This window comes from Shewanella hanedai (genome assembly GCF_007197645.1).
Classification (GTDB): Bacteria; Pseudomonadota; Gammaproteobacteria; order Enterobacterales; family Shewanellaceae; genus Shewanella; species Shewanella hanedai.
The window spans coordinates 208248-231793 of the sequence record NZ_VKGK01000003.1; the positions used below are offsets into that span (position 1 = coordinate 208248).

The 23546-nt window shown below is 42.3% G+C and carries 19 protein-coding genes; 6 read left to right on the plus strand and 13 right to left on the minus strand.

Going from position 1 to position 23546, the window contains the following annotated elements:
• Nucleotides 1-59: 59 nt before the first annotated feature.
• From rfbD to rfbA, 4 genes are all read right to left on the minus strand, one after another.
• Nucleotides 60-1028, minus strand: coding sequence for a dTDP-4-dehydrorhamnose reductase (gene rfbD / locus FN961_RS04320; RefSeq protein ID WP_244950666.1), 969 nt, complete (start codon nt 1026-1028; stop codon nt 60-62).
• The gene (gene rfbB, locus FN961_RS04325) at nt 961-2004 is read right to left on the minus strand and encodes a dTDP-glucose 4,6-dehydratase (protein WP_143563314.1); all 1044 of its coding nucleotides are present in this window, start codon (nt 2002-2004) and stop codon (nt 961-963) included. Before rfbB ends, rfbD begins: the two co-directional genes overlap by 68 nt.
• Before the next feature lie 313 nt (nt 2005-2317).
• The gene (gene rfbC / locus FN961_RS04330; RefSeq protein WP_143563315.1) at nt 2318-2863 is read right to left on the minus strand and encodes a dTDP-4-dehydrorhamnose 3,5-epimerase; all 546 of its coding nucleotides are present in this window, start codon (nt 2861-2863) and stop codon (nt 2318-2320) included.
• Nucleotides 2860-3738 (minus strand): glucose-1-phosphate thymidylyltransferase RfbA, encoded by an 879-nt coding sequence (gene rfbA / locus FN961_RS04335; RefSeq protein ID WP_185972725.1) that lies wholly within the window; start codon nt 3736-3738, stop codon nt 2860-2862. The genes rfbC and rfbA overlap by 4 nt, the downstream gene beginning before the upstream one ends.
• Before the next feature lie 130 nt (nt 3739-3868).
• Here rfbA and FN961_RS26145 point away from each other — a divergent pair, with 130 nt between their 5' ends.
• The 6 genes from FN961_RS26145 (at nt 3869) to FN961_RS04360 (ending at nt 10333) form a co-directional block, all read left to right on the plus strand.
• Nucleotides 3869-4000, plus strand: a complete 132-nt coding sequence (locus FN961_RS26145) for a hypothetical protein (RefSeq protein ID WP_268241148.1) — start codon at nt 3869-3871, stop codon at nt 3998-4000.
• A 311-nt stretch (nt 4001-4311) separates the two neighbouring features.
• On the plus strand, nt 4312-5214 hold the full coding sequence (gene cysD / locus FN961_RS04340; protein WP_143563317.1) for a sulfate adenylyltransferase subunit CysD: 903 nt from the start codon (nt 4312-4314) through the stop codon (nt 5212-5214).
• A 216-nt stretch (nt 5215-5430) separates the two neighbouring features.
• Nucleotides 5431-6840 (plus strand): sulfate adenylyltransferase subunit CysN, encoded by a 1410-nt coding sequence (gene cysN / locus FN961_RS04345; protein WP_143563318.1) that lies wholly within the window; start codon nt 5431-5433, stop codon nt 6838-6840.
• A 113-nt stretch (nt 6841-6953) separates the two neighbouring features.
• Nucleotides 6954-8681: an SLC13 family permease gene (locus tag FN961_RS04350; protein WP_143563319.1), complete on the plus strand. Its 1728-nt coding sequence runs from the start codon at nt 6954-6956 to the stop codon at nt 8679-8681.
• Between the two features lie 26 nt (nt 8682-8707).
• Nucleotides 8708-9349 (plus strand): adenylyl-sulfate kinase, encoded by a 642-nt coding sequence (cysC, locus tag FN961_RS04355; protein ID WP_143563320.1) that lies wholly within the window; start codon nt 8708-8710, stop codon nt 9347-9349.
• 15 nt (nt 9350-9364) lie between these two features.
• Nucleotides 9365-10333: a DHH family phosphoesterase gene (locus FN961_RS04360; RefSeq protein ID WP_143563321.1), complete on the plus strand. Its 969-nt coding sequence runs from the start codon at nt 9365-9367 to the stop codon at nt 10331-10333.
• Between the two features lie 541 nt (nt 10334-10874).
• Here the strand turns inward: FN961_RS04360 and FN961_RS04365 are convergent.
• The 9 genes from FN961_RS04365 to FN961_RS04405 all read right to left on the minus strand — a co-directional run bounded on the left by FN961_RS04365 (nt 10875) and on the right by FN961_RS04405 (nt 23278).
• Nucleotides 10875-12158: a CDP-glycerol glycerophosphotransferase family protein gene (locus FN961_RS04365; protein WP_143563322.1), complete on the minus strand. Its 1284-nt coding sequence runs from the start codon at nt 12156-12158 to the stop codon at nt 10875-10877.
• 116 nt (nt 12159-12274) lie between these two features.
• Nucleotides 12275-13720, minus strand: a complete 1446-nt coding sequence (locus tag FN961_RS04370) for a sugar phosphate nucleotidyltransferase (RefSeq protein WP_143563323.1) — start codon at nt 13718-13720, stop codon at nt 12275-12277.
• Between the two features lie 59 nt (nt 13721-13779).
• On the minus strand, nt 13780-15861 hold the full coding sequence (locus FN961_RS04375; protein WP_143563324.1) for a WecB/TagA/CpsF family glycosyltransferase: 2082 nt from the start codon (nt 15859-15861) through the stop codon (nt 13780-13782).
• 390 nt (nt 15862-16251) lie between these two features.
• Entirely contained in the window at nt 16252-17295 is a 1044-nt protein-coding gene (locus FN961_RS04380; protein ID WP_143563325.1) for a glycosyltransferase family 2 protein, read from the minus strand.
• Nucleotides 17285-18631, minus strand: a complete 1347-nt coding sequence (locus FN961_RS04385; RefSeq protein ID WP_143563326.1) for an oligosaccharide flippase family protein — start codon at nt 18629-18631, stop codon at nt 17285-17287. The genes FN961_RS04380 and FN961_RS04385 overlap by 11 nt, the downstream gene beginning before the upstream one ends.
• Nucleotides 18632-18853: 222 nt before the next feature.
• Complete coding sequence (locus FN961_RS04390; protein ID WP_229814619.1) at nt 18854-20110, minus strand: O-antigen ligase domain-containing protein; 1257 nt, start codon at nt 20108-20110, stop codon at nt 18854-18856.
• A 14-nt stretch (nt 20111-20124) separates the two neighbouring features.
• The gene (locus tag FN961_RS04395) at nt 20125-21531 is read right to left on the minus strand and encodes a GumC domain-containing protein (protein ID WP_143563327.1); all 1407 of its coding nucleotides are present in this window, start codon (nt 21529-21531) and stop codon (nt 20125-20127) included.
• A 75-nt stretch (nt 21532-21606) separates the two neighbouring features.
• A complete protein-coding gene (locus FN961_RS04400) occupies nt 21607-22869 on the minus strand; it encodes a polysaccharide biosynthesis/export family protein (RefSeq protein ID WP_143563328.1) in 1263 nt (420 codons plus the stop codon).
• A gap of 67 nt (nt 22870-22936) precedes the next feature.
• Complete coding sequence (locus FN961_RS04405) at nt 22937-23278, minus strand: STAS domain-containing protein (RefSeq protein ID WP_143563329.1); 342 nt, start codon at nt 23276-23278, stop codon at nt 22937-22939.
• Nucleotides 23279-23546 lie beyond the last annotated feature (268 nt).

Sequence of the window (23546 nt, forward strand, 5' to 3'; positions counted from 1 at the left end):
GCAGTGAGCTTGCAAACCTCCTAGCAAGAAGTTTACGACTGTTCTCGAAGCTGACGTAGTCAGCGCTCTTTGAGCTTCTTCAAAAATTCAGCAAGCTCTTCTCGCCAATCTTTGGCTGCTAATATCGATTGTGAATTGCTGGTATCTAACACACTGTATTTCGGTCGTTTGACGTTGCTTGGATATTCAAAGGATTTAATTGAGTTAATGGGTATTTTGCGAGTTAACAAACCAAGGTTTACCCCTATATTTTGAATCTCAATAGCAAACTCATACCAAGAGGTACTGCCCAAGTCACTCCAGTGATAGAAGGGATATATGGTATCTAATGTTGTTAACTGCCATATAAAAAGAGCGAGCTTGTTAGCGTTGGTAGGGCAGCCTATTTGATCGCTCACCACATTTAAGTGCTCCTTTGTTGACATCAAGTTAAGCATGGTTTTGACAAAGTTATTACCATAGGGAGAATAGAGCCAAGAGGTTCGTATAACTGACGAGTTATTCGGTTGTAATCGAGTGAGAGCTCGTTCACCGGCGAGTTTCGATGCGCCATAAATCGACAGTGGATTGGGCTTGTCATTAGTTGAATAGGGTACTTTGCTAGTACCATCAAATACAAAGTCGCTCGAGATATGAATCAGTCTGATATTATTCTTAGAGGTAACAGTCGCAATATTTTCTACAGCCGTTTCATTGACAGAAAAGGCACTTGTAGCATCAGATTCAGCGCTTTCTACATCGGTATAACCAGACGCGTTAATCACTGTATTTGGCTTGAACCTTGCGACGGCCTTTTCGATATTAGACAAATCGAGCAGGTTAATTCCGCTGCGTGCGAGTGATAGCAGCTCTATATTGTGGGGAGCAGTATCGACCAAACTACGAGCCAGTTGTCCATGTTTTCCGATAATGAGCACTTTAACCTTGTCGGCAAGTTTATTAACGTTATCCGAGATCATGTTAAGCTCTTGGCTTATTGATAAGGTTATCGAGATACCAAATAACTGTTTTTCTGAGGCCTGATTCAAACGTCTCCAACGGTTTCCATTCAAGTTCTGTGGCTATTTTATTAGCATCGATAGCATAACGTACATCATGACCTGGTCTATCAGTCACGTAGGTGATTAACCTTTTAAAACCAAAACCTTCGCCTTTTCCTTGATGGGCATTAGGGTTAGTTGGGGCTAACTCCTCAAGTAACTCGCAAATAGCGCTAACCACGTCAATATTACTCTTCTCATTAACCCCACCAATATTATAACTTTCTCCAACCTTACCTTCTGTAGCCACTTTATATAGTGCACGAGCGTGATCGTCGACAAATAACCAATCTCTGATCTGCTGACCATTACCATAAAGCGGCAAAATTTGACCCGCTAAGGCATTGTTAATGATTAAAGGAATTAGTTTTTCAGGGAATTGATATGGACCGTAGTTATTAGAACTGTGGCTTAACACGACTGGGAGCTGATAGGTTCGTCCCCATGCTCTCACCAAATGATCGGATGCTGCTTTACTGGCAGAGTAGGGGGAACTTGGAGCATAACGAGTTTGTTCCGTAAAAAGTCCTGTGGCGCCAAGATCGCCATACACTTCATCGGTAGATACATGATGAAAACGAAACTGATTGCGTTTGTTACCGGTGAGCTTAGCGTAATAACCCCGTGCCGTTTCTAGTAAGGTATAAGTGCCAATAATATTGGTTTGTATAAACTCATTAGGCGCATCAATTGAGCGGTCGACATGACTTTCTGCGGCTAAATGCATAATCAAGTCGGGTTGATACTCGTCTAAGATTCGTTTAAGTAAGATTTGATCGCAAATATCACCGTGGATAAAGTGATAACGTATCGAGTTTTCGATACTCTTTAGAGAGAGTAAGTTTCCCGCGTAAGTCAGTTTATCTAGATTAATAACGACATTATCAGTCTCATTAATCAGGTAACGCACCAAAGCTGAGCCAATAAACCCAGCTCCACCGGTTACCAAAATTGTTTTACTCATCTCTTTCCTAATTAAATAAATACTGAGCGTTGACTATGTTAGCTTCGAGATCAGTCGCAAGCTCCTTTCTAGGACGTTCGCAGGCTCACTGCGAGGGGCGGACGAGCGAATGCTGCGCTTACCTGTAGGTTGGGCTTTAGCCCATCAAAAACGTATATCGTACATCCAAACCTGACGGCATAAATGCCGACCTACAAAAAGATACGTTTGGCGATTGTTTTTTGATCGTATAGATCCTAGAAGGAGCATAGCGACGCTCTCGCTGTGACGAAGTCACGTCCTCGCAGGGCAAAGCCCGTCCTGCTCTTGCTAACTAAAAAAATATAGCATCTTTGAACATCACCCCATTACGATCTTTTTCAGACAATTTAAGGGTTTCTTTATCGTTTATAGGCCAGTTTATGGCTAAGTCTGTATCGCTCCATAATACGCTTTGCTCAAATTGTGGTGCGTAGTAATCAGTGCACTTGTAAACAAGCTCGGCAGAAGATGATGTAACATAAAAGCCGTGTGCAAAACCGGGAGGCACCCATAATTGAAGACCGTTTTTAGCTGATAGTTGAATTGTAAAGCACTTGCCAAAACTAGGGCTAGGGCGTCTAAGATCGATGACGACATCAAATACCTCGCCAGATATCACTCTTACGAGCTTACCTTGGGGTTGCTGAGTCTGGCAGTGCATACCTCGTAATGTGCCACGGCTCGACAGACTTTGGTTTTCTTGCACAAAGCTCACATCAGCGACATGTTCTCTAAACCAATCATCACGAAATGTTTCCCAAAAATAGCCACGTTTATCACCGAACACTTGTGGTTCGAGTATTTTAACATCGTTAATCGGTGTGGAACTAACCTTCACGAAAAAACTCTCTGAGATAAAATATTAATCAAATATTCACCGTAACCGCTTTTTCGCAGAGGTTCAGCCAATGCAAGTAACTGAGTGTCATTGATGTAACCCATTCGGTAAGCCATCTCTTCGGGGCAATTGACCTTAAGACCTTGGCGTTTTTCTATGGTTTCAATAAATTGACCAGCCTGTAGTAAATGGTCATAGGTGCCTGTATCTAACCATGCCGTGCCCCTGCCCATGATCTCAACATTCAAAGTGCCCGCTGTTAGGTATTGACCAATGACTTCAATAATTTCTAATTCACCACGAGCAGATGGAGTGACATTTTTGGCGAACTTAATGACGTTATTATCGAAGAAGTAAATCCCTGGAACGGCATAGTTAGATTTGGGGATTAAGGGTTTTTCTTCGAGTGAAACTGCATTTCCTGCACTATCAAATTCAACCACGCCGTAATCACTTGGGTTTGAGACATGGTAACCAAACACGGTTGCACCGCTTACTTGCGTTGCTGCACGCTTAAGTGATTTTATTAAATCGTGGCCATAAAATAAGTTGTCTCCCAAGATAAGCGCAACGCTCTGATCGCCAATAAAGGTTTCTCCCAATAAAAAAGCCTGGGCTAATCCATCTGGAGATGGTTGAATCTGGTATTCAATCGAAATTCCCCATTCGCTGCCATCACTAAGTAAAGTTTTAAAATTATGCAGATCAATGGGTGTCGTAATGATCAAGATGTCCCTAATGCCTGCACTCATGAGTGTGGCAATGGGATAGTAAATCATCGGTTTATCATAGATAGGTAGCAACTGTTTGCTAACCGCCATAGATAACGGGTACAAGCGAGTACCGCTCCCTCCCGCCAAAATAATACCTTTCATCACACCTCGATCATTAATGCAAAACTCAACATAGAAATAGGTAGGGCAAACCGTTCTTTGCTAACGAATGTCTCTAGAGTGGAGATTTTACCTCGACTGGCAGAATAGTAAAGCGAAGAGGACCACTGCGATGACGGATGACGGAACGTTGGTGCCTCACTTACGGTTAAAGAAAGAGAGTCGACTACGTCAGCTTCGAGGGCTGTTTAAACTCCTTGCTAGGGTAAAGGCTGAGAAGGGCGATGACTTCGTCATCTTCTAGGACGGTCACGAGCTCCTTGCTAGGACGTTCGCAGGTTCACTACTAGGACGGCCTTCGGCCTGCTATGGGAGCTAAACTGCGACGTTCGCTTTTATAGCCCTAGAACCTAGCAGGCACTTGTGCCACCCTCGCAGGGCGCAGCCCGTGCTTCTTTCTTCCTATTACTAATCAGAACTTGATATGCCTTTTTGATATAAATTTACTGCGTTTAATAACTTTTAATCCTGTCGCCTACTGTTATTATCTACTCAATGATAACTTACATTTGTTTCTGTTCAGATTGAATGGATAAGGGCCATACGGAAATCCATATGTCGACACATCAAACTCATCTTAAGCAGCTTGAAGCTGAATCGATTCAAATTATGCGTGAGGTTGCCGCTGAATTTGATAATCCCGTGATGCTTTATTCTGTAGGTAAAGATTCTTCTGTTCTCCTGCATCTGGCGCGAAAAGCTTTTTACCCAGGTAAAATCCCATTTCCATTGATGCACGTTGATACCAATTGGAAATTTAAGGAGATGATTGAGTTTCGAGATCAAATGGCGAAGAAGCATGGTTTTGATCTTATCGTCCATAAAAATCCCCGTGGTATTGAGATGAACATCAGCCCATTTACCCATGGCAGCGCTAAACACACCGATATCATGAAGACCGAAGGGCTTAAGCAAGCACTGGATATGCATGGTTTTGATGCGGCTTTTGGTGGAGCTCGCCGTGATGAAGAGAAGTCTCGTGCCAAAGAACGCGTCTATTCATTTCGCGACAGTAAACACAGATGGGATCCTAAAAACCAACGTCCTGAGCTTTGGAGTATTTATAACGGCAAGGTCGATAAAGGCGAGAGTATTCGTGTGTTCCCGCTATCTAATTGGACCGAACTTGATATCTGGCAGTACATCTATTTAGAGGGGATTGAGATCCCATCCTTGTATCTTGCTGCAGAGCGTCCTGTTGTTGAACGCGATGGCACCTTGATCATGGTAGATGATGAGCGCATGCCACTTGAAGGCGAAGATGTACAAACTAAGATGGTGCGTTTTAGAACACTAGGTTGTTATCCGTTAACGGGGGCCGTTGAGTCAGAGGCTCAAACGCTACCAGAAATTATTCAAGAGATGTTGCTCTGTACCACCTCTGAACGCCAAGGTCGTGTGATTGATAACGACTCAGCGGGTTCGATGGAGAAGAAAAAAATAGAAGGATACTTTTAAAATTGAGAAGCGATTTTAAAAGTTAGATCGGCTTGCGCCGGTAACAGCATTTTTGGTTAAGAGACTCGAGCTGGAGCAACATTTAGTTGTTAGAAGATCCGCCGCCAGAGCAGATTCATTCGTAGAGCTCGCTTGCTAAAAGTATTGAATATTGATTTAACCGTGAGTGACATTCTTTTAAGCGCGATGCTTGTCACTCATAGATAAGGAATAAAAATGACCACCAGTTCTAATTTGATTGCTTCAGATATTGAAGAGTACCTAAAAGTTCACGAAAACAAAGATATGTTACGTGTGTTGACGTGTGGCAGTGTGGACGATGGTAAATCTACGTTAATTGGCCGTCTGCTATTTGATAGTAAGATGATTTTTGAAGATCAGATGGCGGCGATTGAAAAAGATTCTAAGCGTTTTAATACCACTGATGAATCATTTGATCTGGCTTTGCTGGTGGATGGCCTTCAATCTGAGCGTGAACAAGGTATTACTATTGACGTGGCTTACCGCTACTTCACGACTGAGCAGCGTAAATTCATTATTGCTGATACCCCTGGTCATGAGCAGTATACGCGTAATATGGCAACTGGCGCGTCAACGTGTGACCTCGCAATTATTCTTATTGATGCTCGTCATGGCGTGCAAGTACAAACTAGGCGTCATAGCTTTATCTGTTCACAGTTAGGGATCAAACACGTCATTATCGCCATTAATAAGATGGATGCGGTAGGTTACGATCAGGCAACTTATCAAAAGATTAAAAAAGAGTACCGTGAGTTTGCTGAAGCTCTTTCCTTTACCGATGTGCGCTTTGTGCCAATCTCTGCGTTAAAGGGCGATAATGTCGTTAATGAAAGCGAGCATATGACTTGGTATCCTGGCTCGACCTTACTCAAGTTGCTTAATACAGTATCAATTGAGCAGGGTAGAAGTGAGTCATTCCGTTTTCAGGTGCAATATGTCAACCGACCTAATCTAGATTTCCGTGGTTTTTGTGGAACCTTAGCATCTGGGGATATTCGAGTTGGTGACACGGTTGTCACTTTACCTTCAGGTAAAGAAAGCAAAATTAAGTCTATCGTGACATTCGATGGTGAGCTTGAAAAAGCGGTTGCCGGTCAAGCTGTGACGTTAACACTTGAAGATGAAATTGATATCAGTCGTGGCGATATGCTGGTTCGCCCCCATGATAAGCCTCACTCAATAAGTAATTTTGAAGCCGATGTCGTGTGGATGACAGAGGAGCCATTGTGTGTTGATCGTGAATATGCGATCAAAATGGGCAGTAAGTCTGTTTACGGTTATGCCGATGCCATTAATCACAAAATTGATGTGAATACACTTGAAAAGCAATCAGCTCAACAGTTGGCACTTAACGAGATCGGTAACTGTCACTTTGCGGTCACTGAGCCTGTACAGTTTGATGCCTATGATGACAATCGTTCAACAGGTGCATTCATCATTATTGACCGTTTAACCAACGTGACAGTTGGTGCTGGTATGATCCGCAATGCCATTCAAGCCAAATCGATAGAGGCCCATGAATATTCTGAGTTTGAGTTAGAGATGAACGCGTTAGTGCGTAAGCACTTCCCTCACTGGGGCGCCAAGGACATTGCTAAGTCTTAAAACACAGTTGTAAGATACAAGTCTTAAGTAATAAGTAGGAGGGGCTTTAGCCCCGATGTTTTCTATGTTTAATCGCGGCTAAAGCCGCTCCTACAATGAATAATCAGGAATTTATGTCATTAAACGGGTACCTCACCATCAGCATCTTCCTCATGACTATCGTGGGATTAGTGCGTTTTCAGAGTCGCCCATCTTTGGTGTTTGGTGTGTCTTTGCTTGCCTTGGTTGGGCTAAACCTTGTATCGCGCGAGCAACTATTGTCGAGTATGTCTAACCCGGGATTAGTTACCTTGGTTTTGTTGATTTTGTGTTCTTTTACACTTGAGAAAACACGTTTACTGCGAGTGATAGCCTCAAAAGTGATAGTGAGTAGTTATAACTCTACCTGGATGCGCCTGTTTGGCATTACAGCGTTAAGCTCCGCTTTATTAAATAATACCGCTGTGGTGGCGACTTTACTGTCGCCAATCCGTAATAACCCCCACCATTTTGCCAGTAAGCTGTTGTTACCTCTCTCTTATGCCGCTATTTTAGGCGGAACGCTGACGTTAATCGGCACCTCGACTAATTTGATCGTCAATAGTCTCTACATCGATGCCGAGGGGAAATCACTGAGCTTTTTCTCTTTTACCGCTGTGGGAGCCTTATTGGTATTGGGTTGCGGCTTAGTGTTGAGAGTCGCTTCTCGTTGGTTGCCGAATATTGAGCATAAAGAGACCTGTTCAAAGGGTTATTTCATCGATGCCAAAGTAGTGCAAGGTTCAGAGTTAATTGGACGTTCTGTTGAAAACAATGGCTTAAGGCATCTTGAGTCTCTGTTTTTGGTAGAAGTAGTCCGTAATAAACGTTTAATCAGTCCGGTGACTCCGACCGAAGTGTTGCAAGTTGATGACAGGCTTATTTTTAGTGGTGATATCACTAAGATGATGCAGCTTAGCCAATTTTCTGGTTTAGAGATGTTTGCCGAGAAAAATGGCTTATTGGATTCTAATTTGACTGAGGTAGTGGTTAAGCAAGAGAGCGTGCTTATCTCGAAAACCTTAAAAGATACCGGATTCAGAGCGCTGTTTGATGCTGCAGTTGTTGCAATTCGACGCGATGGTGAAGAGGTGTCGGGTAAGTTAGGGGAGGTGGTGATCAAGGCGGGTGATTTTTTAGTGTTGGCCGTGGGAGAAGACTTTAAATCACGACGCAACCTCAGTAAAAACTTTATTGTGATCAGTGGTGTTGAACCTGAAATTCGCATCAACGGCTTAAAAGCATGGCTCTCTGTCGGTGGTTTTGTACTCACCATTGGATTAGCTGCAACGGGCGTTATCGAAATGCTTCAGGGGTTGATGTTACTCTTGGGTGTACTTATTTTTAGCCAGTGTATTAGTGTTAATGAGGTTGTCAGACGTTTCCCTGTCGATATCTGGTTAATCGTCTCTACAGCTATCTTGTTATCTCATGCCTTGGTGAATTCAGGCGTTGTTGAGCTATTATCACAATGGGTTAATCAGGTAGCAGATAAAGATCATGTGTTTATGGCGTTAGTGCTGGTATATCTATCGACCTGGCTCATCACTGAACTTGTGACCAATAATGCTGCAGCGGCCTTAATGTTCCCAATTGCTTACAGTATCGCTTTAGGCTTTGATGTGGATATTTTGCCCTTTGTCATGACCGTTGCATTTGCTGCGAGTGGTAGTTTTATTAGCCCTTACGGCTATCAAACTAACCTAATGGTGTTTAATGCAGGCCAATACAAGTTAATGGATTTTGTTAAAGTCGGTTTACCTGTCAGTCTGGTATATGCCGCAATCGTATTAACTGCTGTGCCAATTTTCTTTCCGTTTTAAATAGTTGAGTATTCCAAGGATTGTTAATGTCACCCTATAAGAGTGTTGAAACTGAAGATAAGTCTTCCGATGTTGTCTGGCATCTTGCGAGTGTTACCCATGAGCAAAGAGTCGCATCATTGGGCCACAATCCCGCCGTACTTTGGTTTACAGGTTTAAGTGGTTCAGGTAAGTCGACCGTTGCCAACGTCGTTGATAAACTGTTACATGAGTTAGGGTGTAAAACGTATCTGCTTGACGGAGATAATGTCCGTCATGGTCTCAATGGCGATCTGGGCTTTTCCGATCAAGACCGAGTTGAGAATATTCGCCGTATAGGGGAGGTGTCAAAACTCTTTGTGGACGCAGGGCTATTAGTATCGACAGCATTTATCTCACCTTTTAACGCTGATCGTGAGATGGTCAGAGAGCTGTTAGCAGATAAGCAATTTGTCGAAGTTTATATCGATACTCCACTTGAGGTGTGTGAGCAGCGAGATCCTAAAGGTCTTTATAAAAAAGCCCGTGCGGGAGAGATTAAAAACTTTACTGGTATTGATTCGGCTTATGAGTTGCCTCAACATCCCGAGATACATGTTAAAACAGCTGAGCAGTCAATTAAAGAGTGCGCTGAGCAAGTCGTCAACTACCTTAAAGATAATGGGTATATAAACGCTAGTAGCTCGTAATAAATTAGGATCCGCATGAATTACGATATTTTTAATGGCGATGCCGACGGCATCATTGCATTGTTACAACTGCGCTTAGCATATCCGCTTTCGGCGGAATTAATCACAGGTGTAAAGCGTGATATTGCGCTGCTTGAGCCATTAACGATAAGCGCTAGTCTTACGTCGCAAGATAGCTTGACTGTACTTGATATCTCTATGGAGAAGAATAAAGCGGGTTTGCTTGAGGCTTTGAAATCTGGTGCTAAGGTGTATTATGCCGACCATCATCGCAGTGGTGATATTCCAATGAATGCTAATTTAGAAGCGTATATTGATCTAGATGCCAACACTTGTACCAGTTTGATTATTGATAAATGTCTGCAAGGAAAGTTTCACTATTGGGCGATAGCTGCTGCTTATGGCGATAACTTGATTGCTAAGGCAGACTTGCTGTCTAGCGAGGCTGGCTTAACACTATCTCAAGCTAAGTTGCTAAATGAGCTAGGAACGCTAATTAATTATAATGGCTATGGTGCGCATGTTGATGAGCTCCATTTTCATCCCGCGACACTATACAAAGCCTTGCTTAAATATACGAGCCCGTTTGATGTTATTGAAGATGAAAATTCCCCTTTCCATCAGTTAAAAGAAGCTTACAGACAAGACATGGACAAAGCGCTTGCCGTAGCTCCTTTTTATCATAGCCAAGTGTTGTCTCTTATTGAGCTAGCAGATGCACCTTGGGCGAGACGAGTTAGCGGTGTGTTTGGTAATCATTTGGCAAATCAACATCCAGATAGTGCTCATGGCGTATTGACTGAAAATGCTGATGGAAGTTACACCATTTCACTGCGGGCTCCGTTATCGAATAAGCAGGGTGCTGGTGATATTTGTAGTCAGTTTGATACTGGTGGGGGCCGTGCTGCAGCTGCAGGGGTCAATAAATTACCATCTGTCGATATCGCGCGTTTTACTCAAGCCGTTGAAAGTTACTATGGGTGAAGCTAAGAACAGCGCAGACTTCGTCAGCTTTGAGGACAGTTGCAGGCTCCTTTCTAGGACGTTCGCAAGCTCACTGCGAGAGCGGCCTTTGGCCTACTATACGAGTTAAACTGCGAGGAGTGTTGCGCTTACGGATGACGGATAACGGAACGTTCGTACCTCACTGACGGAAAAAATAGGACGCCAACTTCGAGAGCAGTCGCGAGCTCCTTGCTAGAACGTTCGCGAGCTCACTGTCAGGACGGCCTCCGGCCTGCTATACGAGCTAAACTGCGAGGAATGCTCCGCTTCCCCTGTAGGTTGGGCTTTAGCCCATCAAACCCATAAACAAGAGCGACTGCATAAATGCCGACCTACAATAGAAGAAGGCCATTACGTCATCTGTAACCGCTGCGGCGTTCCGCATTTGACTGTATCGAATCTAGAAGCGAAGCGATCTAGCCAGCCGTAGGCTGTACTAGCAGGCCGTAGGCCGCTCTTGTGTATAGTACTAAATCTGACGGCATAAATGCCGGCCTACAATAGAAGAAGGCCCATTGCGTCAATCGTAGCCGTTTACGGCGTTCGTTTGGTTTGTGCTTCTTTGCTGCTTATTTGAAAATAGATGGCGCTCAATATTTTCAAAGGCATCACACTTTTGTGGTTGCCAGAATATGTGCCGTAATAACTGGTACTCATTGGCGACGGATGGCGTTATATGAAAAGACTCCTCCTTGTTTAACACGGCTAATAGAGTGTCAAATTGATGGAATCGATACTTAGAACTTGTAACTTTATTTGAAGATATTTGCCCGACTAAGGGGAGATACTCAGCGTAATCATATATCTCCCTTGGTTTCTCGTCCTTGTTTTCTTGTTCAAATGAATAGAAGAAAATGGGAACTTGATGCAGTAGTAGATCAACAAACAGCGATGATTGATCGGTGATGAGAAGATCGACTTCTTGAAGAATACTGTAGACATCTTCCCAATGAGAGATATCGATAATGTTAGGGTATTGGTTTAGTTGCTTTCCTAGGTGGGCTTCATTTGGGTGAAAACGCACTAGAAATAGTTGATTTTTATTCACTAATTGCTCAGATAGAGCTGACCAGTCGAACGCCTTGTCATAAGGGCTATTAATCTCACCTTTATTGTCCACTGTCAGCATGCTATCTCGCCAAGTTGGAACATATAAAATGGTGTTATCATATTGAGTATTAAAGAGGTTTGATATAGACGTTATCTGTTTTGGATAACGTTTAAAGTAATCTGTTCTTGGGTTGCCACTTCGAATGAACTGTGAAGATTGAAGTCTAAAGGCGGAAGTTAATACGCTCTCTATGACTGGGCTTGGGCTAAGCATCAGATCCGGTTTTACATGTTGCTGGTGGAATTTAAGGGAGTTTGCCCATTGTTTCATCTGGGTATCGGCTTGATAGGAGTGTGCTAATGGTCCAGATGTTATGTCGAATTCTATTTTTTTAAGTGGTGAACCGTGCCATAAATTAACCTTTGTGGCACCTTTAGCAAAGTACTGACTGATATCACCAATGTAAGTATTGTAGAAATAATACTTGGCTGTTAAACAGTGAAATATTCCGCGTATGCTTCTTCTATTGTAAGCTTCATAACCGTCTTTTTTGAGTTGCTGAATGACGGCATCATCGCCACTTATCCATATAGAACGCAAGGTGCTTGTTTGCTGCCAATGCAGATATAGATACTTGGCATTATCTGAAAACTGATTTTTGTAGCTGCCCATAACCGCTTTGTTTGTTCTGGGGAATCCCCCCGACATATGGTAAACGAGCTTCCTTAGCATGGCAGTGATAATACTCTTCATTTGTACTCACTCCGATAGTGATTGTGTTCTTTATTAACCTGAAGTTAGTGTCTGGTTTGTCTTGATCTTTTTTCTAATTCAAGCCGTTAATGAATTAGGGTTACCTCTATTTCAGACTAATGAGTCATGTTTTGCTTTTTCCGCTCAGCTCCTAATAGTCTGGGTATTCTCAAAGAACGCCAGAGGAGTGACAGGTATTTTGTACTGGTATGGGTATTATCAAATTCGAGCATCAATAACATGCGTTCCTCTTCTGGTGCGTCTTCATCAAGGAGTAACTGCACGGGGCCAAATACGCCAAGTCGTTGTTTGTTCCTGCCTGTTGCATAGCGAATTTGAGCCGGAGCGCCGAAGAGGGCTAGTTGACCCGTTACCACTAAAAACAGCTGTGGAAGTAATGACAGGAGACGAGTTGGAACATTGAATGAGTAAGTAACTAGGCTTCTACCTAAGTTATCATTAATCATCTCTTGGATAAGTGGCTTGGTTTCAAGCTTGAAGAACATCACTCTAATGAGTGCATAAAATGCCAACAATGGACAAAAGGGCAAACTTGCGATAAGCAGCATCAAGATGAAAAAACGCGTACTTAAATTCCTATCCGTCGAGCTAGTGCTGGCTTGATGCTCACTGGGGCCTATTAAGGCTTGATCATCTATTTCGATATGACCTTCGGTATTTAGACTGATGAGTAATTTTTTACATAGGATACTGTTATTAACCTCTAAACCTTCACCAACGTAAGTGTGAGGGAGAATTAAGCAGTTTTCTAACGTAGAACCTTTATCGATTAAGGTATCGTTACCGATGATGATGGCATTTTTCATCACGACGTTAGGATCTATTCTGCAGTTTTCGCCAATGATCCCCCATGCATTTTGCAGGCTTAAATCTCCTGTGTGTGTTTTTGCGCCCACGTAGAAGTCCTGCTCCGGATTTGCTGAGGTAAAGCTGCGTTCCATTGGGGTTAATGAAGGGATATCGTTTCTGGCTAAATTCAGGTTTGCATTCATGTATGACTGGAAACTATCGATCATGTGACAGCGGCCATGTAAGATGAGTGTGACAACGCTATTACTGTCGTAGTCATGAGTTAGTGGCCAGTCAATGCCATCAAGATAAGACAATGCTGCTGGAAGCAACAGCATGCAAGCATTTTGATTTGCCATCTTGGCTTGGACAAACTCATTGGAAAATTGTTTTGAGAAATCAATGAAGTTGGCGATGCAGGGAGAGCGGAAAATATCGCCACGGACAATGATTATTGAGTCCGTCATTGACAAAGATAACCTGTCTAATACCGCCGCGGTTTTCTCTTCAGGTTTACTTAAAAAGTAATCAATATCAAGCCCCCAACGCTCTCCATCTCCAAGGAGTTGTTCAATCTCTTGGGCTTGAGATGAGATGATGATTTTGACCTTTGTGATACCAGAGGTGACGATATCCTCTAAGGTATACTCGATGACAGCCTTGTTGCCGACAGGAAGTAAGGCTGAGCAATAATATTGCTCTAGAGGAGCGAGTTCATTACCAGTTCTATTTGCGAAGATAATTGCTTGCATCTGTATTCTCCTCAAAACGTCGAAATGCATTGCATCTTGATTGTTATTTAGTGCTTAACTTAATAAGAACCTTTGGCGAGCAGTACTGCTGGAATCGTCTTAATTAATATCCAAATGTCAGTGAGTAGTGACTGTTGATAGATGTAATCAACGTCGAGTTCAACTTGTTGTGCAAACGGGATATCAGAGCGGCCACTGACTTGCCAAATACAGGTGATGCCGGGCTTTACAGCCAGCCTTTTTCTATCTTGCATTGAATACAGTTTGACCTCTGATAGAAGTGCTGGTCTAGGGCCGACTAATGACATATCGCCTAAGATCACATTCCATAGTTGAGGTAATTCATCGATTGAGGCTTTGCGGATTATTTTTCCTATTCGAGTGATTCTGGGATCCCGTTTCATTTTAAATAACACGCCGCCTTGCATCTCATTCTCAGCCTGAAGCTTTGCTAATCTTTGATCGGCATCTTGATACATAGATCTAAATTTCCACATGGTAAAAGGGGCATTATTTTTGCCGACTCTTTGCTGGCTAAACATCACAGCCCCTGATGACTCCATGCGAATAATGACTCCTGTGAGCAGAAGGAAAGGAAGTAGGATAAGTAATATAATTGAGGCTGCAACGAGATCGAAACCTCGTTTCATCACAGTGCCTATTTTTCCTTGGACTCGTTGACGAGTACAGCGATGAATGGCGGATAAGTTACTTGATTCTGCATTTGTTAACCGAGCGCCTTTCATCGCTAACTGCTGAGATAAATCGAGTTCAGAACCGCCATTTTGATTTAAGTAATTTAGCCCTTGAGCCTTTTCGAGTTGGATCTCTTTGAATACTCGGTAGAGAAATTGTGGATTGCCTAAGATGTAACGCTTCCACATTCTTTTAGGTTCTTGACTCAGTCGGCAAAGCCATTCCATTCCCATCTGTCTTACCCATAATGGTGCGCGTTTCACTTTTTCTGCATAGAAGTCGAATAATCCGCCAACACCAATTCCCACGCCGACATTGAGCTGGTGTTTATGCTTTGTTAGCCATAACTCCTGCTTTGGGTTGCCCATTGAGACGAGAAGAATTGATGCACCTGAGTTATTGATCTGCTCTATCACGTTAGATTCGAGTACGGGGTCATCGATAAAGCCGTGGTGAGTGCCCGCAATGTTGAGGTCGGGGTATCTGAGCTGCATTTTCTGAGCTGCGGTAGCCGCGACTCCTTTATCGGCACCAAGTAGGAAAATAGATAAACCGGCATTAGCTGCTTGTTCACACAACCTTGGAAACATATCCGTGCCGTTTAAGTTGTCTTTTTGGGCGACACCTTTGCAGATGCTGGCGATACGTATACCCGAACCATCGGCGAAGACTCGGTCACAGCGAGTTTGTAAGCAGTGACGGTATTGGCTATTTTGAGTGCTGATATTCATTCCGTCGGCATTGATAAAGGCATATTGAGCCATCAAGTTATTATTTTCTGTTGTGTTTGAGTGACCATTATCAGATTGTCTTTTGGCATGGCGTTGAGCATTTTCAATTATTAAGGCTAGCATCTCTGTCATGCTCAAATTGGACAGTTTTATATCAAATAGTTTAATGGTGTCGATATTCTGATTAACGTGTTTGGTCGACAGTAACCATATAAGCCCTGTGCGAGCGATGGCTAATAGATAAGATAAGGAGCTTTTATGAGCATGAATAATCGTTTTATCTTGGTTTTCGAAACTAAGCCCCATCTGCAGGTGCATCTGCTTAAAGGAGATAAGGCCTGGCTTAATCGCTGAGAGCTGGTGAGAGTATGCTTGTAGTGGCTCAATACTTTTGAGGGTGTCATCGTCAAGGGAGGTGAGTATAAATTGTTTCTCTGTCCCCAATATAGAGATATGACCTTTGAATAAGTTAATTAACTGTGGCCATTGGCAACATATGCCTTCACCTGAAAATTGATAAAGGGTGACTTTCTTATTACCAAGACCATAAATATAAACATGCTCTATGGCAGAGCCATACCTGCATTTTCTGTATAGGAATTTAAGTACAAGGACTGGGCTGGCCGCCAGAATTAATAATATGGCTGCAAATAGATCGATTCCTCGAATTAAGCTTGGCATTGTTGTTTGTTTGACTTGTGTCTGAGTTGTCATATTGTCTGCCTTGGCCATATATTCTGTTATCTAAGACTAGTTAATGCATAGGTTAGGCCAATCATTTTAATTATTGTTTTTAAAGGGTTTTAATTGAATTTATGTTTTTTTGATAATAAGGCAAGCAAATAATTGCAGTTTGCAATGCAGAAAAGCTTAAGATGAAGGCTACGATAACGGAACGTTCGTGCCTTACTTACGGAACGCTTACGGTTAAAAAAAGAGGTTGGTCTGTGTCAGCTTCGAAGGGCTGTGCGGCGTAGGCCATCCCGTTATCTGTAGCCGCTTGCGGCGTTCCTCATTTGATTGTGTAGATTCTAGAAGTCGCTTGCGACGCTCTCGCGGTGACGAAGTCAAGTTCTAGAAGGCCTACGGCCGATCTTCTTCGCTTTAAGACAACATTGATGATTCAACCCCATCTTTACTTATACGGCTTTTTTGCACATGCCCCATGAAAAACTGACCTATATTTTCGCAGACTTTATAGACTGGTGAAGGCAACAGCCAGAGCAGGTAAGCTGCGGCTAGGGTGACTAACGTTTTAGTTGTTTCTTGGAACATGATGGAGGGGGACTCGTTGATGGCTCGATTAATAAGACTAATAGCAGCTTCACCTTTGCCATTTCTAATAGATTGACGTGCAAGGTATCTGAATTGGTAGGCTCTGGCATTATGCTCGTGTTCTGCGAGTAATTCTGGCGCATAGAGTTTAGCTTTCGTTATCATAGACTCCCAAGAGCCAAGTTGTTTGATGATATTAGATGATAGACCTTGCTGATTGAGACGGTAATAGGTTAACGGGGCGGGTATCCCCTCCATTTTCCAATGGGTGGTCGCAACAATTCTTAACCAGCATTCAATGTCCTCAGATTGGCGAAAGTTTTCATCAAAATAACTGCTGTGGTGCTCTGGATGATTCAAAGCCTGAAAACCTATATCGTGCAGTGTTTCATTGCGTATCACCGGGGCCGAGCCATTTCCCACAGGATTGCGGCACAGTAGATCGGCTGCAGTGATCCCTTTAAGTTGTGGCATCTGGTAGTAATCAATTTTATTGCCTTCATGATCCATGAAGCTTGAACGAGAGAAGCTGAGCCCAATTTCTGGCGATGTGTCTAGGTGCTCGACATGCAGCTTTAGTTTGTCTTTGTGCCACATATCGTCAGAATCGATAAAAGCAATATAGTTGCCTGCCGCATTGCGGATCCCCGTATTGCGGGCCGCTGCCAAGCCTTTATTCTGCTCATGGTTGACGATACGGATCCTGCTATCGTTTATGGTTTGACATATCTCAAGGCTTTGATCGGTTGAGCAATCATTAATAAGAATAAGTTCGAAATTAGTGAACGATTGGCTAAGCACTGATTCAATGGCGCTTTTAACGAAATGCTGCACATTATAGACAGGCATTACTACTGAAACTTTAGGCGTCATGATGAACCTCCTGATTAAAACGTTTTGAGGAGTTTTGTTGCTCCTCATTAGTGCCGATAGCCTTCTTGCTAAAGACGAATAATTGAATATATAGGTTGAGCGCGGGCATACAGATAAGATGAATAATTAGGATCCCTAAAGCCACAGCAGTTAAGCCCCACTGACTGCAAACCGTGATGGTTATTGCCAGTAGTAGAGTGAAGCTTAAATTAACGCAGAGGTTTAAGCGGCTCTTATTGATACTGATGAGTAACTGGCTGGCAGCTTCCCCTATGGGTCTGACTAAACCACTTAAACAGAGAAGGATAAACACAGGGAGTGCGCCTGCTTCAATCCATTTATTGCCGTAGACTAGAGGTACGTAGTAGGGAGAAAGCAGGGACTGCAGTGCTATTACTGGTATAGCAATTTTTAAGACTAATGATAAAGAATGGGTATAACGGGCTTTAAGATCTTTAGATACGGTGATTTGTTGATCATTCTTTTGAGAGCCACAAAGGTGGGAATAGAGCGCGGTTCCGTAGCTTTGTGTTATGCCTAAGCTGATCCCTAAACTTGTATTGAAAGCGAAAAAATAGATCCCTAGGGCTTCCAATCCGAGAAAGTAGCCAATAAGCAGATAGTCGATATTTTGTCTTAATGCGATGCTTAAATCACTCAACCCTACCATTGAACCGAAGGTGAACATCTTAGGAATAGTTTGACCGTGGGGGGATTTATCTGCTTTCGGGAGTGGATTATGGTATCTGTGGATACCTATCCAGATCAGTATGACGAGTACTTTTGGTAAGATGATGGCCCAAATACCAAGTCCAAGTAATGCAAAAGTGGCGGTTAATAGTCCATCACACACTGTTTGCCATAAGATGGCTCGTCCTACCACGCGCATTTTGTTAGCTCTAAGATTGATTGCCGCGTGTAACATTCCTAAAGGAAGAAGAAGATAGCTTGTTGCCATGAGTATCATCGGCGCGATGAGATGAGTGTCTTGGTGATAAAGCGCGAGAGGCCAACTGAGTAAGCTCATGGCAACAAAAGCGGTGATCGATGCAAGCCAGTTTATCTTGTTTGCATTGGTCAGAGATGCAGCGAGTTCAGTATCATTCATCTTGATAAGCGATGCTGAAGTGATACGACGTGTCGGGGTACAAATCAGTTCAAAGCAGGTCAGTATGATGGCGACTTGCCCGAAAATTTCAGGCGTAAACAACCGAGCGAGAATGATGCTGGAAGCTAACCGTACTATACGCCCGATGACCTGGGCAGAGCCTAACCAAAAAAGATTTTTAGAAAAAGTACTCTTGGTTTGCTGATGTTTGTTTATCATTTTGCCCATAAACGAAACCTTATAAATGCTTAACATGATAAATTATTCATATTTCATGCCAAAATTTATGTCTTTTAAGTTACTGAAGTAATAAAGAAAAAATATTTAATTATCAAGGTTAATTATAGTTGTACAAAGGGTTTGCAATTTTCTGTTAATATTGTGAGATGTGTTGCAAATTGCAAAGCTGAATTAGAGCTTGGAAATGACACTAAATGATATTTATTGGTTTTATGCTCCTTTTCGTTTATGTGCAATGCCAATAATAATTAACCCTGGCCAGAATAGGTAGACAAGGATTTCGAGATTTTCACCTAAAGTGTAAATACACAGTTGTAGCAATAGCGCTACTGAGGATGCTGCGATAATTGATTTAAACATCTCTCGAGAGAATGTTATTAAGCTAAATATAAGTGGAATTGCTAATGCTAGAGCTCCGGCAAGTCCTTTTACGAATAATAAACCATACCAAGTATGATGTGAGCCGATGTGCATATATTCAACCAAATGCGGACCTCGTTCTACTATTCCATGTCCCCATACTAATGCTTCATTAGCCCAACGATCTAGTGCTATCTGGCTCAGATGCTCTCTAACTCGAGTAGAGCCTGCTCTTACTGATTTAATCGCTGCGATAATCATTTCTATTTTTTCGGTCACATGTGTACCTAAAAGGCCAAGTATAAGTACGGTGGGAGAGGCTAAGAAATAGAGCAAAGGCGACTTGTGACAACGGATAAAGGTAAAGTAACAAAGTAAAAAAATATAACAGGCAATAGCTAATCTTGATTGCGATATTAATACCATAACAAGACTACCTATGAGGCCATATACTTTATGACGGGTTGTTTTTTCTTGTATTGCAAAATTAAAGAAGAGATTTCCCATCATTCCTAAAGCTGGAGCCCAAGGGGTAAATAGTCGCCACCTAGGGGTACCACTACCGGGGTCTATTTCATATAAACTGACGCTAAAAAATTCAGGGCCGGGGCCACCGATAATACTCAATGGAGAAACATATAAGGTGCTAGGTAGGCCAACAAGCCAGGCAAAAATACAGAAGGGGAGAATAATGAGTGTATGCTTGCATACAATACAGGATGCGCGATAAATAAGTTCTGGACGAATATTCAATGAACCTATTAAGGGGAATATTGCAAATAGAGCCCAACCTTTTGCCCAACCTATGCTAGATTTGATTAATTTAGCTATTCCTAACTCATACTCAAAATGAGCAATGAGTAGTGCGATAAGCATAATTAACATTCCAGCTATCCAATCAAACTGTGCTGTTGATGTGATATAGTTTTCTTTATCGTAGATAAAGCGCCTTGTCATTCTGAGGAACAGTACCCATCCTACTACGGGACCAACTATATATAGTGCGCCTAATAACCAGAATACGTAGGTATAGGTTATGCTGTACCAGATTAGTTTTTCGTCTGAATTCATTAGTGAAGTATCTGCTTTGAAGTTACCGCAACTCATGCATCGCTCCTCATTTACGTCATTAATATTTTCTGAAGTATTGGTTTTCTAACCCAGAGAATACTCAGTCCTGCTAGACAAAAAAGTGATGATAAAATTCCACCAAGTATTGCTAATATGACTACTAAATTATTGGCATTTTTAGGAAATGTTGGCGGGGAAAGAAGTTGTATTAAGGGGTATGCTGAATATATATCTGCTTTCCCTATATCCATTTTGGCTATTGCGGAGGTGAATACAGCTGTTGCAAGCTGATGTTGACGATGTAAGTCTTGAAGTGTAGCTGCATCATTATTACTATTTTTTAGCCTGGTTTCCCATGTAATTATTTGTGCTGATAATGTATTGATTTCTTGGCTTAGCCCAGCACCATCAATTTCTAGAGAGAGCAGTTGTTTCATCAGCAGTGCTCGGCCATCAAGATCATCTGCTGAGAGTTTTAACATTAATGAGTCATCTTGATATCCTACTAGCTCTTTACAGCGTTTTCTTAAAGCTTTAAAGAGATTCTCTTGTTGTTGTGTTTGAGTCATGACCTGAGGATGTTTTTCTCCATATCGACCAGAGTATTCAGCTAAGGTTGTGGTCGTTTGAGTGTAGGTAACCAAGAGTTGTTGATAGAGTTGGTCATTTTTTAATTTTAGTAAGTCGGAGGCTTGCTTAGTGTTAAGGGATAAATGAGTTTCAAGCATTTTTTGGCTGGCTATCACTCCTTGTAGTTTCGACACCATATTAACTTTATTTTGTCTTAGCCTCTCTATGATAACGGCGATCTCTTTAAATTGTTCCAGAGAAACCAAACCTATTTTAGATTGAAAGTTGAGGATTTCTTCCTGACTTTTACTTACTTTTTTTGAAAAGCTATTCATACTCACTTTTACACCATTTTCTCTCTGTAGTGCTTCATCATTTCTTAATTCCGAAAGTAGGGCCTGGAGACTGTGATAGTGCGCCCATGCAATGTCTTGAGCTTCTTGTGCTGTCTTTCCTGAAATAGTGAATTCTATTAGTCCTGTTTGGTTTGGTAATTTAAGCTTGGGCTCCCTCATGGCGCCCAGAGAAATATCTATTGATTGGGCTGCATAGTTTATTAGCATTTCGCTTTTTGATAATGCTTTATAATTTTCTCTAGGATCGATAGATGTGCTTGTATATGGTGAGCTACTGGTACTGGTTGCGTGACCTAAATTTTCTAGGCTTATTAAAGTTCCAGTTCCTGCACCAGGTAAAATGAGTGTCCATTTACTTTCGAAATTAGTTGAAGAGAATGTTAGTGTTAAAATAACGAGTGTCCAGATAAAGGTTAATGCACCTAGAGCTGTTTTGATGTACACCCAACGACGAGCGTCTATTGTTAAGCTACTTCCTTTTACTGCTGCACGTTTAAGCCAGAGTAGTTGGCTGTGGTGATGTTTTTTCATGTTCCCTCATTGGCCTTAGTTAACATTGACTCGGGTGATGGTGTCTACATTATTATTTTCTTGTTTTTATGTTAGTTAAAGTATACCTAGCAGTGTTGCCGGAAGAATAATTTCGGTAAATGTTTTTGCGAGTTCCCGTAAATTGGTGACACCTGAGTCATAACAGGCGATGCCATCCCCAGGCAGTAATATTGGGTTCATATCTGGTTCCCACGAATGGGTGATCAGTTTATCGATAGAGCGCTCAACCACGTCAATTTTTTGCGTCAGCGGGTTTTTTGTTATCAGCATGACATGTCTGCCTCCATTGGTGCTTTGCGCTCCACCAACACAATTGCCACCAATGACTCCGGTGAGTAGCCTAGTTCCGTAAGGGAAGCGTGTCGCCTCAGTGTCCACTGCCGATTGAGAATTACTGCTTGCAGGTTGAGTCAGATTGGAAATAAAGACTCGAATACCTGGCGGGGTTATTTGTGAGGGTCTGGCGAGCGAGTCATCGAAGTGATTGCTTTGCGGAACGTGAATATGATCTCCAGCCATTAAAATAAAGCTTTGAACAGCGACTCCAGTGATTACGCCGCTTAGATCTATCTCAATAAGTTGTCGCCCTCGGGTGATGGTGATCTTCGTTATATCAGCATTGGGGCTAATTCCACCTGAGGCTTTTAAGGCCATGTATATACTTCTTCCCGCGGCTTGATCGCCAGAGTGTCCACCATCATCGTCGCTTATTTCTGTATCAGATTTACGATTGATGCTGTGTAAACCTGGTTCAAAAACAGCACCTGAAACACTGATCAGAATAGGGGCCCACTTCAGTGGCATGATGCTGAGTCTTATCGCGCCATCAAGCATCAAGTCTTCATCGATTAATAACTGTTTAACACTGGATTTGAGAGATGTGATAGAACTCCCTTGAGCCTTCAAAGGAGGAAGGTATGGAAGATAGATAAATCCATCTGCATTGACTTCAGCTTCCCCGCTAAATTCGTCTCCATTTAATATCTGGATACTCAGTCGATCGCCAATAGACAGAATAGGAGTGTTAAATAATGCGGAGAATGAGTCATAGGATAGAGTTGTTTTCTCTACATTAGTTTCCTGCTGAGCATTCTCTACGGTATTAACTGGTTTGCTTCTTTTGTAGGGGATGGTGTTTCCATAATAGTGGCACTCTGTCTGAATAGTGCTTTTTTCATCTTGCACAGTATTGTGATGCGCATGTTCGCCTTGGCATAGGTTCTCTAAGTGGGACATTTTTGGGGTAATGCAAGCTGATAGGTTAAGGAGTCCGCCCAGTAGAAGTGCTTTCAAGAAAACGATGTAATGTGGCTTCATGATAGCGACTCCATGGTTTATTGAACGAGTTGACGAATAATGGCAATAAGGTCACATCAGTTTGAGTTTATTGTTCGCAAATGTGGGCGATGGCTGCATCTTTATCTTCATAGATAGCAAATACATGGTGCAGACGAGTCAGTTCTATTAACGCTCTAACACCCGCACTTGGAGAGAGAAGAATGATCTCCCCTGCCTTTTTCTGAGTCAATTTCAGCGCAGAGACTAGCACAGATAAACCACTTGAATCGATATACTCGACTTGATGAAGATCCAACACGAGCTTATTACAGCCAGTTTCAATTTGATGAGTAATGGCTGCTCTGAGAGTGGGCGTTTGGGTGATCATCATCTCTTTAGGGAGTGTGACTAAGCATGCATTACTGAGTGCTAATTGAGAGAATTTCATATAAAGCTCCTTAAAAAATCACATAACTTTTAAACAGTTAACTTTCTAGTTTGTTGTTTAATAGTTAAATGCATAAGTTAGGCCATGCTTCAAGTTGTTGAAAAATAAGTATAAAAAAGTTTTTTCCTCACGACTTTCAATCAATTATTCAGAATGCGAAAGTTGCGAGGCAGAATGCGAAGATAAATCAGTGAGCTGTAGCGCTGGTTTCGGACCAAAGACAGCATTAAGAAATACAGAGTCAGTGGAATACTGCTTGGAGTTTTAT

Coding starts and splice junctions, on each gene's coding strand:
- FN961_RS04360 (WP_143563321.1), top strand. CDS start 9,365: ATGAATTACGATATTTTTAATGGCGATGCCGACGGCATCATTGCATTG.
- cysD (WP_143563317.1), top strand. CDS start 4,312: ATGTCGACACATCAAACTCATCTTAAGCAGCTTGAAGCTGAATCGATT.
- rfbA (WP_185972725.1), bottom strand. CDS start 3,738: ATGAAAGGTATTATTTTGGCGGGAGGGAGCGGTACTCGCTTGTACCCG.
- FN961_RS04350 (WP_143563319.1), top strand. CDS start 6,954: ATGTCATTAAACGGGTACCTCACCATCAGCATCTTCCTCATGACTATC.
- FN961_RS04400 (WP_143563328.1), bottom strand. CDS start 22,869: ATGAAGCCACATTACATCGTTTTCTTGAAAGCACTTCTACTGGGCGGA.
- FN961_RS04385 (WP_143563326.1), bottom strand. CDS start 18,631: ATGGGCAAAATGATAAACAAACATCAGCAAACCAAGAGTACTTTTTCT.
- FN961_RS04390 (WP_229814619.1), bottom strand. CDS start 20,110: ATGAGTTGCGGTAACTTCAAAGCAGATACTTCACTAATGAATTCAGAC.
- FN961_RS26145 (WP_268241148.1), top strand. CDS start 3,869: ATGACGGATGACGGAACGTTGGTGCCTCACTTACGGTTAAAGAAAGAG.
- cysN (WP_143563318.1), top strand. CDS start 5,431: ATGACCACCAGTTCTAATTTGATTGCTTCAGATATTGAAGAGTACCTA.
- FN961_RS04365 (WP_143563322.1), bottom strand. CDS start 12,158: ATGAAGAGTATTATCACTGCCATGCTAAGGAAGCTCGTTTACCATATG.
- FN961_RS04375 (WP_143563324.1), bottom strand. CDS start 15,861: ATGACAACTCAGACACAAGTCAAACAAACAACAATGCCAAGCTTAATT.
- FN961_RS04405 (WP_143563329.1), bottom strand. CDS start 23,278: ATGAAATTCTCTCAATTAGCACTCAGTAATGCATGCTTAGTCACACTC.
- rfbB (WP_143563314.1), bottom strand. CDS start 2,004: ATGAGTAAAACAATTTTGGTAACCGGTGGAGCTGGGTTTATTGGCTCA.
- FN961_RS04370 (WP_143563323.1), bottom strand. CDS start 13,720: ATGCAAGCAATTATCTTCGCAAATAGAACTGGTAATGAACTCGCTCCT.
- cysC (WP_143563320.1), top strand. CDS start 8,708: ATGTCACCCTATAAGAGTGTTGAAACTGAAGATAAGTCTTCCGATGTT.
- FN961_RS04395 (WP_143563327.1), bottom strand. CDS start 21,531: ATGAAAAAACATCACCACAGCCAACTACTCTGGCTTAAACGTGCAGCA.
- FN961_RS04380 (WP_143563325.1), bottom strand. CDS start 17,295: ATGACGCCTAAAGTTTCAGTAGTAATGCCTGTCTATAATGTGCAGCAT.